This is a genomic window from Devosia soli, assembly GCF_000970455.1.
Taxonomy (GTDB): domain Bacteria; phylum Pseudomonadota; class Alphaproteobacteria; order Rhizobiales; family Devosiaceae; genus Devosia; species Devosia soli.
On sequence record NZ_LAJG01000042.1, the window covers coordinates 197,762 to 213,265 of the forward strand.

Consider the following 15,504-nt stretch of genomic DNA (forward strand, 5'->3'; position numbering starts at 1 on the left):
TCCGTGCACATCCTCGCGCCTGCCGTTGACGCCACCGCAAAACTCCCCCATGGTGCCGGTGACTGCGGGAGAGACTGGCTGAAAACGCCAGCGCCGAAGGAGCAACCGCCCCGGAAACTCTCAGGCAAAAGGGACCGCAGTCAGGTCAAACACTCTGGAAAGCAGGCTCGCTTGGGCCTCTCCGAAGGAGCAACCGGCGCTCAGCCGGGAAATCTCTCAGGGCAAGGACAGAGGGGGCACGCATTTCCGCTTTCACCGGCGGAGCCTTGACGTGTCGCTTCCAACCCGAGAGTGCCCATGGCCGAAGCCTCGACCCAAGACCTCAAGCAGACCCCGCTCTACGCATCCCACGTTGCCGCCGGCGGCCGCATCGTGCCCTTCGGTGGCTATGCGCTCCCCGTCCAATATGCCACCGGCATCATGACAGAGCACAAGTGGACGCGCGAGCATGCAGGCCTTTTCGACGTGAGCCATATGGGCCCGAGCTTTCTTGAGCTTAATGCGCCCAGCGGCGACCCCGCGGCCGATCATGCCGCCCTCTCCGCCATTATCGAGCCCCTGATCTGCGGGGACATAGCCGCCCTGAAACCCGGCCAGATCCGCTACTCGTTGCTCCTCAACGAAACCGGCGGCACGCTCGACGACCTGATGATCGCGCGTTCTCCTCTTGCTGACGGTGGCCTCTATATCGTCGTGAATGCCGGCACCAAGGAAGCCGACTTTGCCCAGATCGCAAAGGCCGCTGGCGATAAAGCCGCGCTGAGGCGCGCTGACGAAGATCACGCGCTGCTCGCGCTTCAGGGCCCAGAGGCCGTCAACGTCATCGCCGCCCTCGTCTCCGGCGCCGCCGATCTCGGCTTCATGACCTATGGCGCCTTTGCTTGGAGTGGCAGCACCCTCCTTGTCTCCCGCTCCGGCTATACCGGTGAAGACGGTTTTGAAATCCTCGTCAAAGCCGCAGAGGCCCAAAACCTCTGGGATACACTCATCGCCGACCCGCGGGTCAAACCCATCGGCCTCGGCGCCCGCGATAGCCTCCGCCTCGAGGCCGGCCTGCCGCTTTATGGCCACGACCTCGACGAAACCATTTCCCCCATCGAAGCCGATCTCGGCTTTGCCGTCTCCAAGCGCCGCCGCGAAGCAGCCGACTTCCCTGGCGCACAGCGCATTCTCACCGAACGCGACGGAAACCTGGCCCGCAAGCGCGTCGGTCTCCTCGTCGAAGGCGCACCAGCCCGCGAAGGCGCCGAAATCCTCGATGCCTCCGGGGCGGTCGTCGGCACCGTCACCAGTGGCGGTTTCGCCCCATCTCTGGGCAAGGCCATCGCCCTCGGCTTCGTGCCCCCCGCCCTTACGACACCAGGCACAAAACTCCAGGTCTCCGTCCGTGGCCGCGCCCAGCCGGCCGAGGTCGTGCAGACCCCCTTCGTTCCCCACCGCTATTTCCGCAAATCGATCTGAGGCCCCCGCCATGACCACCAAGTTCACGCCCGACCACGAATACATCCGCGTCGAGGGTTCGACCGGCATTGTCGGCATTACGCCCTATGCGCAGGAGCAGCTCGGGGACATCGTCTTTGTCGAACTGCCCGCCGTCGGCAAGGCTCTCAAGAAGGGTGAGGAAGCCGCGGTCGTCGAATCCGTCAAGGCCGCCTCCGAAATCTACGCGCCAGTAACCGGAACGATCGTCGAGGTTAACGGAATGCTAACAAACGAACCCGGTTTGGTGAACACAGATCCCGAAAATGCCGGCTGGATGTTCAAGATCGAAATCGCCGATACCAGCGAAATCGACACGCTCCTCGATGCCGACGGCTATGCGGAATTGACCCTCTGATCATGCGCTACCTTCCCCATTCCGCCAGCGAACGCGCAGAAATGCTCGGCGTCATCGGCGCCGCCGATGTCGATGCGCTCTTCTCCGCCGTCCCCAAATCCGCCCTCAAAAGCTTCGATCTCGGCCTTCCCGCCCATCAGCCGGAATTCCTCGTCGAAACCCATATGCGCGCGCTCGCCGCCAAAAATCACGCCGCCGGCGATGGTCCGTTCTTTGTTGGCGCGGGCGCTTATCGCCATCACGTGCCGGCTACCGTTGACCATTTAATCCAGCGTTCCGAATGGCTTACGGCCTACACGCCCTATCAGCCGGAAATCTCGCAGGGCACCCTGCAGATGCTGTTCGAGTTCCAGACCCAGGTCGCCAAGATCACCGGCATGGATGTCGCCAACGCCTCGCTTTACGATGGCTCGACCGGCACAGCAGAAGCCGTGCTCATGGCCAAGCGTCTGACAAAAAAGAACAAAATCGTCCTTTCCGGCGGCCTCCACCCGCATTATCGCGATGTGGTCAAAGCCTATCTCAAGGACGATCCGGACCTCGTCTGCCTCTCCCCCTCCCCCGAGGGCCAAGGCGATATTCTCAGCCAGATCGACGGCAACACCGCTGCCATTGTCGTCCAAACCCCTGATTTCTATGGGCATCTTCGCGATCTCAAGGCTGCTGCCGATGCCGCGCACGCGCACGGCGCCTTGCTTATCGTCGTCATCACCGAAGTCGTTTCCCTCGGCCTCCTCGAGGCCCCGGGCGCGCTTGGCGCCGACATCGTCGTCTGCGAAGGCCAGTCGATCGGCAACGCCCTCAACTTTGGCGGCCCCTATCTCGGCCTCATGGCGACACGAAAAGAATTCATCCGCCAGATGCCCGGCCGCCTCTGCGGCGAAACCGTTGATGCAGACGGAAATCGTGGCTTCGTGCTGACGCTCTCGACCCGCGAGCAGCACATTCGCCGCGAGAAGGCGACGAGCAATATCTGCACCAATTCCGGCCTCTGCGCCCTCGCTTTCTCGATCCACATGTCGCTCCTCGGCGAAGCCGGCTTCACCCGCCTTGCCCGCCTCAACCATCACAACGCGGTCAAGCTCGCCCGCATGCTGGGCACCGTCCCCGGCGTCGAACTGCTCAACAAGAGCTTCTTCAACGAGATGACCATCCGCCTGCCGGTGCCGGCCGCTCCCGTGGTCGAAATGCTTGCGCAGGCTGGGGTTTTGGCCGGCGTCCCGGTCAGCCGGCTCGAGCCGTACAACCCTAACGTCGAGAACTTGATCGTGCTGGCGGCGACCGAACTGACCACCCACGCCGATATTGAAATGCTGGCCGAGTGCCTCCACGCCGCCATTGAGGAGGACGCGCAATGAGCATGAACACCCAAGGCCGCCCCACCGGCACCGGCACCAGCGGCAGCACCGCCGCCTCCGGCTCGGCGCTTATTCCCGATGAACCACTTCTCTTTGAAATCGGCGACACCGAGCATTCCGGCGTCGATCTTCCCGAGGTCACGATCGACGACAGCTTCCTCGGCGGCTTCGAGCGCAAGACCAAACTCGATCTCGCGGGGCTCACCGAGCCTGAAGCCATGCGCCACTATGTGCGCCTCAGCCGAATGAACCATTCGATCGACAGCGGCATGTATCCGCTCGGCTCGTGCACCATGAAGCACAATCCGCGCCTCAACGAGAAAATGGCCCGCCTGCCGGGCTTCTCGGATATCCATCCGCTGCAGCCGGTCTCGACCGTGCAAGGCGCGCTCGAGCTGATGAACCAGCTTTCGCACTGGCTCCTTACCCTCACCAACACCGCCGCCGTGGCGCTTTCGCCCAAGGCCGGTGCCCATGGCGAGCTTCTCGGTATGATGGCGATCAAGGCCGCTCAGGACGCCGCCGGGCAGGCCCACCGTACGGTGGTCCTCGTGCCAGAAAGCGCCCATGGCACCAATCCGGCGACCGCCGCCTTCCTCGGCTACACGGTCAAACCCGTGCCCGCCAAGGCCGATGGCACGGTCGATGTGGAAGCGGTCAAGGCAGCCCTCTCGCCTGAAGTCGCAGCCATCATGCTGACCAATCCCAATACCTGCGGCCTCTTCGAGCCGCAGGTCATCGAGATTGCCCAAGCCGTGCACGATGCGGGCGCCTTCTTTTACTGCGATGGCGCCAATTTCAACGCCATCATGGGTGTCGTCCGTCCGGGCGATCTCGGCATCGACGCCATGCATATCAACCTTCACAAGACTTTTTCGACGCCCCACGGCGGCGGCGGTCCGGGCGCGGGCCCCGTCGTGCTTTCGCAGGCGCTGGCGCCCTTCGCGCCGGTCCCCTTCGTGCGCAAGGGCGAGAAAGGGCTGGAACTGGTCGAACATGTCGAAGAGCACGCCCTCTGCCGCGTGACGGCCTTCCACGGGCAGATGGGCATGTATGTCCGCGCGCTGACCTATATGCTCAGCCACGGTGGCGATGGCCTTGCTCAGGCAGCGCAGGATGCGGTGCTTAATGCCAACTATATCAAGGCGCGGCTGCAGCATATCTTCTCGGTGCCCTTCCCCAATTATCCGACCATGCACGAAGCGCTCTTCGACGACAGCTTCCTCAAAGATACCGGCGTCACGACCCTCGATTTTGCCAAGGCAATGATCGACGAGGGATTCCACCCGATGACCATGTATTTCCCGCTGGTTGTCCATGGCGCCATGCTGGTCGAGCCGACGGAGAGCGAGAGCAAGCAAACGCTCGATCGCTTCTGCGACGTGATGGCAGAACTCGCGACGGACGCCAAGGCTGGCAATGCAGCCCGGTTCACCGCAGCTCCGGTCAAGGCGCCTCGTCGACGCCTCGACGAAACACGGGCAGCCCGGCAACCGGTGCTGAAGTGGGAAAAGCCGGCGGACCTGCCGCAGGCGGCGGAATAAGAAAAGGCGGCCGAGGGGCCGCCTTTTTCTTTCTAGATGCAAATCGACCAAGCAGGGATGGTCACTGTCGTCACCGCCGGGCTTGTCCGGGTGGTTCATGCAGAGGCGAGACGGATTGCCGGGACAAGCACGGCAATGACGACGGAGGGAGAATTGTGCGGCGCCTTGCCATTCGCGCATGGCGCTTATGGCCTGATCGCCTCAAATCCCTCCACTGGAGGGATTTGCCCTATGGGACCGTTCTCAGCCCCTTGTATCAAACCCAACCCAGATCGTGATCGTCTCGCCGCCGAGATAGGGAATGGCGACGTTTTGGACGACCTTGACGAATTCGGCCGATTGTGCCGGCGGCGTCAGGGCGACGGGGATGGTGTATTTTTCCGAGAAGATCGCCTGGCCATCGCGCTCCACGGCAAAGCGGATCGGAGCATTGACGGAAGTCTGCTTGCCGGCGGGCCCCAGAAGGACACGCCCTGAGGCGCCCATATTGACCGTGATCAGCCCGTTGGACACGACGCAATTGCGCGTCACTTCGTCGATAACGCCCTGATATTGCAGGGCCTTGGCGTCGCCAGTGCGGCCATTGCCATAGTAGAACATCGCCTCGCCGCCGACACGCACCTTGATAGGCGGACACTCGGTGGCGATGGCCGGCAGCGCGTTGGTCTGGGCCTGGGCCACGGCAGCCGGCGCGGCTGTCGCGTTCTGGAGATTGGCATTGGTGCTGGTACCGCTGCCAAACATGCTGCCCATGGAGCAGGCGGAAAGCGAAACGGCAAGGCCGGCCAGGGCGGCAAGTCGGAAAAAGTTCGGCTTGGTCATGGTCTGGTCCTGCCTTTGTTATACTTTTGCAGTTTCGAGTGCCATCAGTATCGCCGGGGCGCCGCTGGCACTCACGCCGGGCGCATCCTCGACGAAAACGTCGGCCACAACGCCATCGCGGACGATCATGGCGGAGCGGGAAAAGCGCGTCCCCATGCCATTGGCGGAAAGGTCCTTGGCCAGGCCCAGGGCCCGCGCCAGATCGGCATTGCCATCGGCGATGAACTCGATGTCATTGATGGCATTGGAGGCGTCCGCCCACGCTTTCATCACATGCGCGTCATTGACCGACGCGCAGACGATGCGATCGACACCCGCGGCACGCAGCTTATGGGCATTGGCGAGGAAGCCGGGCAGATGATTGACATGGCAAGTGGGCGTAAAGGCACCCGGCACCGCGAAGAAAACCACCGTGCCCGCGCCGAGTACGGCGTCGCTGGTGGTTTCCGAGACGCCGGACGCATTGACCAGCTTGATCCCGACGGACGGAACCGTTTCACCACGTTCAATCATAAACAGGATTGCCCCATGCCCATTGGCAGCCATAGCCGCCATATTCCAAACCTGCCCTCCGCCGTCCTGCCCAGTGCGAAACGGAAGACTACTTGCTCGCCAGGTCACTTTCGATGGTCCGGCGAAGTTCGAATGCTCCCATGCCGGTCATGAATGTGAGCTGAATATTCCGGCCTTTGAGCTCAATATTCTTGGTTTTTGCCAGAATGGGAAGCAGCACTAGATCGCCTTGCGGGCTTTTTTGCGGCATGCCGAAGAGCGGTTCGCCGCTATCGGTCACGGCAATCAGGCTCGAAACATCAAGGCTCGGATCGGTGACCTCCACCGCCAAAGCCTTTTTCGCTTCGAGATATTCGACCTTTCCAAGGGGCTCGGCGCCACCGGCCCAGGGAATTGGCGCCTCCGCCAACGCTTGCCGAATGCGAAGACCATTGGGACGATCGGGTCCAGCATCGCGCACCGGCAAAGTGAAGCTGGCTTGGGCGGGCAGGCAGATATCGGAACAGATACCGAGAAGGGCGGAAACCTTTGCTACTCCCGAGGCGTCGTCGACCTTGACGGCGATGGGCAGCAGCGTATCGCCGAAATAGGCGTAATCGAGATAGCCCGTGCTGACATCGATCGCCGGGTGGGGCCAAACGATCTCTGCCGAGGCGACGCCCTTGGAGCCTGCAAGATCGAGTTCGGCCGGAAATCCGGTTTCCCCAGGCACATGCCAGTAGGTTTTGGTCGTCGGCGGCATCTTGATCTCGAGGCCGAAGAGCGTCGTGCCATCGGGCTTGACCTCGCCGGTGCTGACGAGCCGCAACTGCACCCCCGGCACAACCTCCTGCCATAGCGTTTCGCCCGCCTGGATAGCGGCAGGCAGAAGCAGAGCGGCGGCGAGTGCAAGGATCGGAATTCGCATGGGCAAGCCATTAACGCAGGCAAGGGTGAAGGAATAGCTGACGCACCATCAGTCCTTCGTGATGGTGGAACGCTGGCGCGCCGGGCGACATTGGCTTGGCATCAGCGCCAACAGTCAATAAACTTACGATATGAATTCTCTCGAAGGACAGTTTTTGGTGGCCATGCCCGGTATGGAGGATGAGCGCTTCGCCGAAAGCGTCATTCTGCTCGTGGGCCATGGGGACGAAGGCGCCATGGGGCTCGTCGTCAACCAGGAGCTGGGATCGCTCAAATTTGCCGACATTCTCGATGAACTCGATCTTGGCGATCCCGATGCTGTGATCCGCCTGCCAGACCGCATCCGCGACCGGATCGTCATGCGCGGCGGGCCGGTCGAGCGTGGGCGCGGTTTCGTCCTTCATACGGCCGACTACCATAGCGGCAACACCTATAAGGTGACCGAGGAAATCGGGCTGACCGCAACGCTCGACGTCTTGCGCGCCATGGCCTTTGGCCCTGCGCCCAAAGCGTCGTTTTTTGCGCTCGGCTGTTGTGGCTGGAGCCCGGGGCAATTGGAGCACGAAATCGGCGAAAACGGCTGGCTGACCGTGCCGTTCAATTCCAAGCTCTTGTTCGACACACCGGTCGAAGAACGCTACCAGAAGGCGCTTGAAAGCCTTCACATCACGCGAGCCACGCTCAGCACCGACGCCGGGCACGCTTAGGGCCGAGGCATTCTTGCCATCACCATGTCATTTCCGCGAACGCGGGAATTTCACTTGCAGCGTCGCCAGCAGAGGCGCCCACTTTGGCGGGTTAACCTGGAGTTTGTGGGAGCTGGCGGCGCTTATCGCCCAGCCTGCGCGATCAGCTTTTTGGCCATTTCCGAACCCGTCATCGCGGCACCAAAGGCAAAGCCCTGGGCAAAGCGGCAGTTGAGCTGGCGCAGGCGCTCGATTTCGTCGAGCGTTTCGACGCCCTCTGCGATCACCATCAGATCGAGATCCTCCGCCATGCCGACAATGGCGCGAATGATCGGCGCTTGCGTATGAGGAATACCGGTCTCGGTGCCCATTTTCACAAAGGCCGACGGGATCTTGATGGTGTCGAACGGAAAGCGGTGAAGATAGCTCAGCGACGAGTGGCCGGTGCCGAAATCGTCGAGCGCCAGTCCAAGACCAAGGCTGCGCAGAGCTTCGAGCATATAGGCTGAATGCTCGGGATTGCTCATCACCTGCCCCTCGGTGATTTCCAGCTTGAGATGGCGCGCCAGCGTCCGGTCCTGCGCGACGAGATTGCGCATGTCGCCAAGAAGCGTTTCGGTGGCGAGCTGGGTCGGCGAAAGATTGACCGAGATGAAGAAATCTTCGGCGACACCGATCGTGCTCATCCAATCCCGTGCCTGGGCGGCAGCCTGCTCGAAGGCAAGACGGCCGAGCTTTTCGATCTGGCCGGAGCGCTCGGCGAGCGGCACGAACTCATCGGGATTGACGACGCCGCGTGTCGGATGGTTCCAGCGCATCAAGGCTTCGGCGCCGACGATCTGGCCGGAAACGACGTTCATCACGGGCTGATACTGCACGTGCAGCTCGCCCTGGCGCATGCCGCGTTCGAGATCTTCTTCGCTGGCGCGATTATAGGTCGCGATGGAGCGTGCAGAGGCGCGATAGGCTTCGATGCGATCGCCGCCGAGGCGCTTGGCGTAATACATGGCCAGTTCGGCGTCGCGCAGCACATCCTCGGCGCTCGCAGGATTGCCGTCATAGATCGTGACGCCGATGGACGCGGAAATGGTGAGATCGCGGTCGCCGAAATTGAACGGGGCCTTGAGCGCCTTGCGGATCTGCTCGGCGCCCTCGGCGATCTTGCCGGCAGCCTGCTCGGACGCAAGGATCACCGCAAACTGATCTCCGGCAATGCGGGCCACCGTATCAAGCGGGCGCATGACGCGCGCGATGCGGCGCGAAATGGCGAGAAGCACGGAATCGCCGGCCGAATGGCCGATACGCTCTTCGAGCTCCATGAAGCGGTCGATGTCTATGAGAAACACAGCCGGCTTGGCCCCGCCCGGCGTCCGCGCGCGCGTCAGGGCGCGCTCGAGACGGTCGAGGAAAAGCTGACGATTGGGAAGGCCGGTCAGGCTGTCGTGAACGGCATCGTGGAGCAGGCGCTCACGCGCGGCACGATCCTCGGTGACGTCCTGCAGCGTGCCGACGATGCGGTTGACCTGCCCATCGCCGCCAAGCACGGGTTTTACGCGCATGCGGAAGGTGCGGTAATTGCCGTCATGGCCCGCAATGCGCATATCGGCCGACACCTTGCCGCGCCGCAATTCGACAAGCGTGTCGAACGCGGTGCGAAAGCGATCCCGATCGTCGGGATGGACGCGATCGAGCCAGCGCTTGATGGCCCCGCGAAGCGCGCCGCGTTTTTCCCCGAGACGGGTCGAGAGCTCATCGCTGACGGTCACGCGGTCGCGGTCGATGTTCCAGTCGAAGACGAAGTCGCCTGAACCGGTCAGGGCCAGCGCCCGGCGTTCGACCTCGCTCAGCGTGCCGATCGTCACCTGGCCTTCCGAAAAGGCGTGTTGCACCGCCGTGAAGCCTAGCAGCATGACGACGAGCACGAGCCCGCCGCCGACGGCCGGCTGCGCCACGTCGTTGCTCACCTGCCCCGAAATCACCAGCCAGGAATAAAAGAGCCAGGCGATGAAGATAATCCAGGTCGGCACCAGGAGCACGGCGCGATCGTAGCCGCGAAGCGCTAGCAGGAGGATCAGGAAGAAGCCTGAAAGGCCAAGAAGCGCCAGAACCAGCCGCGAAATGGTCGCAGCGATCTCGGGCTGGAAGAAAGCGAAGGCAAAGAGGGCAAGGAACAGCGCCGAAAGCCCGAGCGCGAGATGGATAAAGCGCAAGTGCCAGCGATGGAGGTTCAAATAGATGAAGAGAAACCCGGCAAGCGTTGTCGCAATGCCCGCTTCGGCAGCAGCGCGAAGCGGCTGCAACCCTCCGGCGGAAATGCCGAAAAGGCGCCCCAAAATGCCGAAGTCGATAAGGAGATAAGCTAGCACCGCCCAAGCAAAGGCTGCCGTGGCAGGGAAAACACCCCGGCCCTTGACGACAAACATGATGGTGAGGAAGACCGCGGCAAGCGAGGCGACGCCAAGCACCACGCCGCGGAAGAGCGTGAACGAGTTGATGTAGTCGCGATAGGCATTGGGTTGCCAGAGATAAAGCTCGGGCAATTGGCCGGAGGTGAGTTCGGCAACCAGCGTCACGGTCGAACCGGGGTCGAGGGTGACCTCGAAGACGTCGGCTTCGGGATCGGCAAGCTGGACCGGACGGATACCGGCGCTGGGCGTCACCGCGCTGATGCGCGCATCGCCAAGGTCGGGCTGGAAGACGCCGGACCCCGGCAGGCGGTAGAATGGCGCAACGAGCAAACGCTCGATCTGCTGGTCGGAATCGTTGCGCAGGGCAAAGAGCGCAAAGGAGGGATTGGTCCCCTGCTCGCTCGCCAGAACCTCGATGCGCCTGATGATGCCATCGGCGTCGGGCGCAGTCGAAAGCTGCACGCGCCCATCGGTGCCCGGGACGATTTCGACAACGTCGGAGAGATTGACGGCATTTACGTCCTCGGGGACGGAAATGACTTCAAAGGCCTTTACGGGCTGCAACAGCGCGAACGCAAGAAAGATTGCGAGAGCAAAAAAGGGACGCATCAAAAGCAGCTAATTCCCACACAAGGCTTCATTGTGGCGGCAGTCGGCCTGTTCGAAAGCCAGGCGGACGAGCCAATATCGTTGGCAACCTCCGAAGGGGCATGCCCTTGGTACGAGAGATTGACGCGTGCGGCAAGTCAGCGTGGCGTCCAACAGGGTTTTAGCGATGCGGATGCCCGCCTTTGTCGCGGTTTCTTGGCATCCACCAGCGCCGCACTACTCCCCTCGACGAAGCAGCGCAAAGCTGCCGAGGTTTCAAGCCACCCGATGGCGACTTGGCGCCAGACGCAGGCTGTCCCAGCGCTCGCGGGTCAGGCCCATCAGCACGTGGTCTTCCCAGCGTCCGTCGATCTGCAGATAGCGCTCGGCGAAGCCCTCTTCGACGAAGCCATTCTTTTCGAGCACCCGGCGTGAGGCGATGTTGTGCGGCAGGAAAGCGGCGTGAACCCGGTGAAGATCAAGGGTCTCGAAGACGAAGCCGAGTGCGACGCCGACGGCTTCCGACATCAGCCCACGCCCGGCAAAGGACTTTCCCATCCAGTAGCCGAGGCTTACGAACTGAGCAGCGCGCCGGCGCACATTGGAGAGCGTGATGCCGCCGACCAGGGTTTCCGTGCCGTCGTCGAGAAAGACAAAGAAGGTGTAGTCAGAGCCCTGCTCCGCTTCGAGCCGTGCGCGCTTGACGCGCATGGCGAAGACGCGACGGCTGAGGTCGGCCTCGGTCCATCGCGGTTCGAAGGGTTTTAAGAACTCTTGGCTCGAACGGCGGAGCTGATACCAGGCCTGATAGTCGCGCATCTGCGGCAGGCGCAAAAACACGCTTTGCCCCCGCAGGTGGATCAACTGCTGCGGCGTCGACCAGGGCCAGAACATGGTTCAGCGCTTGAGCGTCTCACCGATGCTTTCGACATCGGCCAGGCCGCTGATCGGGCCAATGCCGGCCAGCGTCGGCGTGGCCTGGGTGAAGATCTGTTCGGCCACGTCCCTCACGCGCTGGGCGGTGATGCGGTTGATGCGCTCGACCGTCTCGGCCATCGGGATCGGACGGCCCCAGAGTATCTGCTGGCGGGCCAGCTGACCGGCGCGTGCCGAAGGGCTTTCGAGCGACATGAGAAGCCCGGCGCGAATCTGGTTGCGGACGCGCACCACTTCATCGTCGGAAATGGTCTGGGCGGCACGCTTCAGCTCGTCGAGAACGACGGGCACGAGTTCGCCGACCTCGTCTTCGCCGGTTGCGGCAGCAACGCCGAACACGCCGCTATCGGCAAACGCCCAGTGAAAGGCATAGACCGAATAGCAGAGGCCGCGCTTTTCCCGCACTTCCTGAAAGAGGCGCGAACTCATGCCACCACCAAGAATGGAGGCGAGCACCTGCGCGGCGTAAAACCCATCCGAGTTATAGGCGCGGCCTTCGAAGCCGAGGACGATATGGGCCTGTTCGTGGTCCGAAATCAGCCGCTCTTCGCCGCCCTGATATTCGGCGCGTTGCGGCGCCGGTGCGCCACTCGGAGCAAGATCGGCAAACCTGTCCCGCGCCACTTCGACGAGGCTGTCATGGTCGACATTGCCGGCCGCTGCGATGACCATATGGTCGCCCACATAGTTCCGGCGCATATATTTGCGGACCATCTCGGGCGAAAACTCGCGGACCGAATCGACGGTGCCGAGAATGGTGCGGCCGATGGGCTGGCTCGGATAGGCAGCCTGCTGGAAAAGGTCGAAGACGTGGTCGTCGGGATTGTCGCGCGCGGCGCCGATTTCCTGAACGATAACCTGCTGCTCGCGGGTCATCTCGCCTTCGTCGAAAACGGAATTCTGCAGGATGTCCGAGAGAATATCGGCGGCCAGGTTGACGTCGTCCTTGAGCACGCGGGCAAAATATCCCGTGTGCTCGATGGATGTCGCGGCATTGAGATCGCCACCCACATTCTCGATCGCCTCGGCGATCTCGAGGGCAGTGCGGGTCTTTGTGCCCTTGAACGCCATGTGCTCGAGAAGATGGGAAATGCCGTGTTCCGCCTTTCGCTCGGATCGCGCGCCGGCTTTCACCCACACGCCGATCGAAGCACTCTCGAGGTGCGGCATGTCGTCGGTCAGCACCACCATGCCGTTGTCGAGAGTCGTCGTTTGTACCGTCACACTCATCCTCCTGAGCCAGCGGGCGGGCTTATGCCTCTGCCGCCGGGCCCGATTGTTCGGTCAGGCCGCGCGGCTGCGCGTCCCGATAAAGTCTTCCACGACCTTCTGGTCGTTGGACAAGATATCGACCCGCTCGGGCCGCTGATAAAGATCTTCGAGCCAGGCCGGCAGGGCCGGATCGACCCCGCTCGCTGCCTTGACGGCTGCTGGAAACTTCGCCGGATGCGCTGTAGCCAGCGTGATCATCGGCGTCGGACCAGAGCCGAGGCCGCGCGCTACGCTGACGCCGACCGCCGTGTGCGGATCGAGCAGATAGGACGATCTTGCCCAAGTGTCGGCAATGGTTTTAGCGGTTGCCGCTTCGTCGGACGTACCGGCGGCAAATTCGGCGCGAATGGCGGCAATCGACGCATCCGGCAGATCGAAGCCGCGCGATTGCTTCAACGCGGCCATCATCCTCGTGACAGCCTCAGCGTCGCGGCCGGCGCTTTCGAAGAGCAGCCGTTCGAAATTGGACGAAATCTGGATATCCATCGACGGGCTGATGGTGGGGGCGACGCCGGTCACCTCGTAGCGGCCGGTATCTATCGTGCGCCGGAGGATATCATTGGCGTTGGTCGCGATAACCAGCCGGTCGATCGGCAGACCCATACGCTTGGCGCAATAACCGGCAAAAATGTCGCCGAAATTGCCCGTCGGCACAGTAAAGCTCACCGCGCGATGCGGCGCGCCGAGCGACACGGCGGCGGTGAAGTAATAAACGATCTGCGCGACGATGCGCCCCCAGTTGATCGAATTGACCCCGGAAAGGCGCACGGAGTCGCGGAAGGCGTGGTGATTGAACATCGCCTTTACCGCGTCCTGGCAATCGTCGAACGTGCCCTCGAGCGCAATATTGTGGACGTTGGCGTCCAACACGGTCGTCATCTGCCGGCGCTGCACCTCGGAGGTGCGCCCGAGCGGATGGAGAATGAAAATGTCGGTGGTGTCGCGGCCGCGGAAGGCTTCGATCGCGGCAGAGCCCGTGTCGCCAGAGGTCGCCCCGACAATGGTAGCCCTGAGGCCGCGTTCGGTCAGGATGTAGTCCATGGTGCGGCTGAGGAACTGCATGGCCACGTCCTTGAAGGCAAGCGTGGGACCATGAAACAGTTCGAGCACGAAGTGATTGGTTTCGAGTTCGACGAGCGGGGTCACCGAGGGGTGGCGAAAGCTCGCATAGGCAGCGTCGATAATGGCGCGCAGCTTGCCCGCCGGAATTTCGTCGCCGGTGAATCGCGAGATGATGTCATAGGCGACATCGGCATAAGGCTTTCCGGCGAAGGCGGCGATGTCGTCGTGGCTCAGCTGCGGCCAGGAGGCGGGAACATAAAGGCCACCATCGGCTGCAAGACCAGCCAGTACCGCATCGGAGAAACCTAGCGCCGGCGCCTGGCCGCGCGTCGAAACAAACTGCATCGGAAGGGAAAGCCCTTTTAGAATTGTTGCAACCTAGTGAATGCGACGCTCCGCCGCAAGGTTTTGCCGCGCTATGGCTCGATCGTTGAGCGCTTGCCGCGGCTCCAGAGCCAGAAGCCGAGCATGACGATGGCGATAATGGCAAAGCCATACCAGGTCAGCGCGTAGCCGAAATGGTTGTTAGGGAAACTCACCGTGGTCTCGCCCGATTGCGGCAGGTCACCGGCAGCGCCGGCCGGCAGATCGATGAAAAACGGCGCGATCGGGGCCAGCGAGGGATCGACCATGGCTGCGAGGCGCTTTGGGTCGCGCACCCATTCGATTCGGTTCGACATATCCGCCTCGGGCGTCATCATGCCGGCAGATTCGGGCGCGCGGAAAAGCCCGGTGATGGTCACCGGACCCGGGTCGTCGCCATGAAGATCGCCGACCGCTGCGACCTCCTGATATTGCTGGGGCACGAAGCCGCGATTGATGAACACCGTGCCGCCGCCGACCAGTTCGAACGGGGTCATCACCCAGTATCCCGGCCCGCCCAGAGGCCCCTTCGGATCGGCGAGGCTCGTGAAGACCGTCGTTGTCTGAGTGTATCGGTAAGTGCCGGTTAGTTCGACAGGCTGATAGACGAGGTCCTCAACTTTAAGGCTGTCCCAAGTAGAAGGTGCGGGCACAGGAATGGGGGCAGCATCGATCCGGCTATCGACCGCTGCGATCAGCGCTTCCTTCTCGGCAAGGCGGCTCATCTGCCAATTGCCAAGATAAAAGCAGACGCCGGCAAGCCCAAGCATCAGAACCGCAAAGACCCAATCTGTCCAACGTAGAGCGCGCAGGTTCATTGATGGCCCTCATGCGCATCGTGGCGATATTGAAGATTGACGAGCACGCCCTTGAAAGGCGGCAGGAGCGCGAGGCTAAGCCCGATGGTTACCGGGATCCAGAGCACCAGATGCATCCAGGGCGCGATCGGATAGATGGCGCCGACGACCATCGCGAGGATCACGACGATTGGCGCCACGAGAAAAATCACGAACACCGCTGGACCATCGCCGCTATCGGCAAAGCTGAAATCGAGGCCGCACATATCGCAGGCCGGTGCCAGTTTCAGGTAGCCGGAAAACAGCCTGCCCTTGCCGCATCGCGGGCAGCGGCCGAGAAGGCCAGTCAGGATCGGGTGGGGCTGGAGCATCAGGTCTCGTCAGAAGCGAAAAGGGGCGCAGCCTCGCCGCG

14 protein-coding genes and 1 riboswitch are annotated in these 15,504 nt (G+C 62.4%); of the genes, 5 read left to right on the plus strand and 9 right to left on the minus strand.

The features are described 5' to 3' along the window. Positions 1-55 precede the first annotated feature (55 nt). Positions 56-147: riboswitch (glycine riboswitch) on the plus strand. Positions 148-297: 150 nt separating this feature from the next. From gcvT to gcvPB, 4 genes are read left to right on the plus strand one after another with little or no spacing between them, the layout of a single operon-like run. Further along, positions 298-1,461 carry a glycine cleavage system aminomethyltransferase GcvT gene (gene gcvT / locus VW35_RS17450; RefSeq protein WP_046144349.1) on the plus strand — a complete coding sequence of 388 codons (1,164 nt, stop codon included), beginning with the start codon at positions 298-300 and terminating at the stop codon, positions 1,459-1,461. Between the two features lie 10 nt (positions 1,462-1,471). After that, positions 1,472-1,837 (plus strand): glycine cleavage system protein GcvH, encoded by a 366-nt coding sequence (gene gcvH, locus VW35_RS17455; RefSeq protein WP_046144350.1) that lies wholly within the window; start codon positions 1,472-1,474, stop codon positions 1,835-1,837. Positions 1,838-1,839: 2 nt separating this feature from the next. Next, entirely contained in the window at positions 1,840-3,195 is a 1,356-nt protein-coding gene (gene gcvPA, locus VW35_RS17460) for an aminomethyl-transferring glycine dehydrogenase subunit GcvPA (RefSeq protein ID WP_046144351.1), read from the plus strand. Continuing rightward, positions 3,192-4,739 carry an aminomethyl-transferring glycine dehydrogenase subunit GcvPB gene (gene gcvPB / locus VW35_RS17465; RefSeq protein WP_046144352.1) on the plus strand — a complete coding sequence of 516 codons (1,548 nt, stop codon included), beginning with the start codon at positions 3,192-3,194 and terminating at the stop codon, positions 4,737-4,739. Before gcvPA ends, gcvPB begins: the two co-directional genes overlap by 4 nt. Positions 4,740-4,982: 243 nt before the next feature. Here the strand turns inward: gcvPB and VW35_RS17470 are convergent, their stop codons facing one another. The 3 genes from VW35_RS17470 to VW35_RS17480 form a co-directional block, all read right to left on the minus strand. Next, entirely contained in the window at positions 4,983-5,561 is a 579-nt protein-coding gene (locus VW35_RS17470; protein WP_046144353.1) for a hypothetical protein, read from the minus strand. Positions 5,562-5,579: 18 nt separating this feature from the next. After that, on the minus strand, positions 5,580-6,074 hold the full coding sequence (locus VW35_RS17475; RefSeq protein ID WP_046144561.1) for a peroxiredoxin: 495 nt from the start codon (positions 6,072-6,074) through the stop codon (positions 5,580-5,582). An 88-nt stretch (positions 6,075-6,162) separates the two neighbouring features. After that, positions 6,163-6,981: a protein-disulfide reductase DsbD domain-containing protein gene (locus VW35_RS17480; RefSeq protein WP_046144354.1), complete on the minus strand. Its 819-nt coding sequence runs from the start codon at positions 6,979-6,981 to the stop codon at positions 6,163-6,165. A gap of 130 nt (positions 6,982-7,111) precedes the next feature. On the opposite strand from VW35_RS17480, the gene VW35_RS17485 reads away from it, so the two are divergent. Beyond that, on the plus strand, positions 7,112-7,687 hold the full coding sequence (locus VW35_RS17485; RefSeq protein ID WP_046144355.1) for a YqgE/AlgH family protein: 576 nt from the start codon (positions 7,112-7,114) through the stop codon (positions 7,685-7,687). Positions 7,688-7,809: 122 nt separating this feature from the next. On the opposite strand, the gene VW35_RS17490 is transcribed toward VW35_RS17485, so the two are convergent. The 6 genes from VW35_RS17490 to VW35_RS17515 form a co-directional block, all read right to left on the minus strand. Further along, entirely contained in the window at positions 7,810-10,683 is a 2,874-nt protein-coding gene (locus VW35_RS17490) for an EAL domain-containing protein (RefSeq protein ID WP_046144356.1), read from the minus strand. Between the two features lie 255 nt (positions 10,684-10,938). Continuing rightward, positions 10,939-11,556, minus strand: a complete 618-nt coding sequence (locus VW35_RS17495; protein ID WP_046144357.1) for a GNAT family N-acetyltransferase — start codon at positions 11,554-11,556, stop codon at positions 10,939-10,941. Positions 11,557-11,559: 3 nt separating this feature from the next. Beyond that, entirely contained in the window at positions 11,560-12,822 is a 1,263-nt protein-coding gene (locus VW35_RS17500) for a M16 family metallopeptidase (RefSeq protein WP_046144358.1), read from the minus strand. Between the two features lie 60 nt (positions 12,823-12,882). After that, positions 12,883-14,277, minus strand: a complete 1,395-nt coding sequence (thrC, locus tag VW35_RS17505; RefSeq protein WP_046144359.1) for a threonine synthase — start codon at positions 14,275-14,277, stop codon at positions 12,883-12,885. Between the two features lie 71 nt (positions 14,278-14,348). Next, positions 14,349-15,113, minus strand: a complete 765-nt coding sequence (locus tag VW35_RS17510; protein WP_052951839.1) for an SURF1 family protein — start codon at positions 15,111-15,113, stop codon at positions 14,349-14,351. Then, entirely contained in the window at positions 15,110-15,463 is a 354-nt protein-coding gene (locus VW35_RS17515; protein ID WP_046144360.1) for a DUF983 domain-containing protein, read from the minus strand. The genes VW35_RS17510 and VW35_RS17515 overlap by 4 nt, the downstream gene beginning before the upstream one ends. Between the last annotated feature and the right edge of the window lie 41 nt (positions 15,464-15,504).

Excerpts from the sequence above, each read along its gene's own strand:
- VW35_RS17475 (WP_046144561.1), bottom strand. The coding sequence starts at position 6,074 with ATGATTGAACGTGGTGAAACGGTTCCGTCCGTCGGGATCAAGCTGGTC.
- VW35_RS17480 (WP_046144354.1), bottom strand. The coding sequence starts at position 6,981 with ATGCGAATTCCGATCCTTGCACTCGCCGCCGCTCTGCTTCTGCCTGCC.
- thrC (WP_046144359.1), bottom strand. The coding sequence starts at position 14,277 with ATGCAGTTTGTTTCGACGCGCGGCCAGGCGCCGGCGCTAGGTTTCTCC.
- gcvPB (WP_046144352.1), top strand. The coding sequence starts at position 3,192 with ATGAGCATGAACACCCAAGGCCGCCCCACCGGCACCGGCACCAGCGGC.
- VW35_RS17470 (WP_046144353.1), bottom strand. The coding sequence starts at position 5,561 with ATGACCAAGCCGAACTTTTTCCGACTTGCCGCCCTGGCCGGCCTTGCC.
- VW35_RS17515 (WP_046144360.1), bottom strand. The coding sequence starts at position 15,463 with ATGCTCCAGCCCCACCCGATCCTGACTGGCCTTCTCGGCCGCTGCCCG.
- VW35_RS17485 (WP_046144355.1), top strand. The coding sequence starts at position 7,112 with ATGAATTCTCTCGAAGGACAGTTTTTGGTGGCCATGCCCGGTATGGAG.
- gcvT (WP_046144349.1), top strand. The coding sequence starts at position 298 with ATGGCCGAAGCCTCGACCCAAGACCTCAAGCAGACCCCGCTCTACGCA.
- VW35_RS17490 (WP_046144356.1), bottom strand. The coding sequence starts at position 10,683 with ATGCGTCCCTTTTTTGCTCTCGCAATCTTTCTTGCGTTCGCGCTGTTG.
- VW35_RS17495 (WP_046144357.1), bottom strand. The coding sequence starts at position 11,556 with ATGTTCTGGCCCTGGTCGACGCCGCAGCAGTTGATCCACCTGCGGGGG.
- VW35_RS17510 (WP_052951839.1), bottom strand. The coding sequence starts at position 15,113 with ATGAACCTGCGCGCTCTACGTTGGACAGATTGGGTCTTTGCGGTTCTG.
- gcvPA (WP_046144351.1), top strand. The coding sequence starts at position 1,840 with ATGCGCTACCTTCCCCATTCCGCCAGCGAACGCGCAGAAATGCTCGGC.
- gcvH (WP_046144350.1), top strand. The coding sequence starts at position 1,472 with ATGACCACCAAGTTCACGCCCGACCACGAATACATCCGCGTCGAGGGT.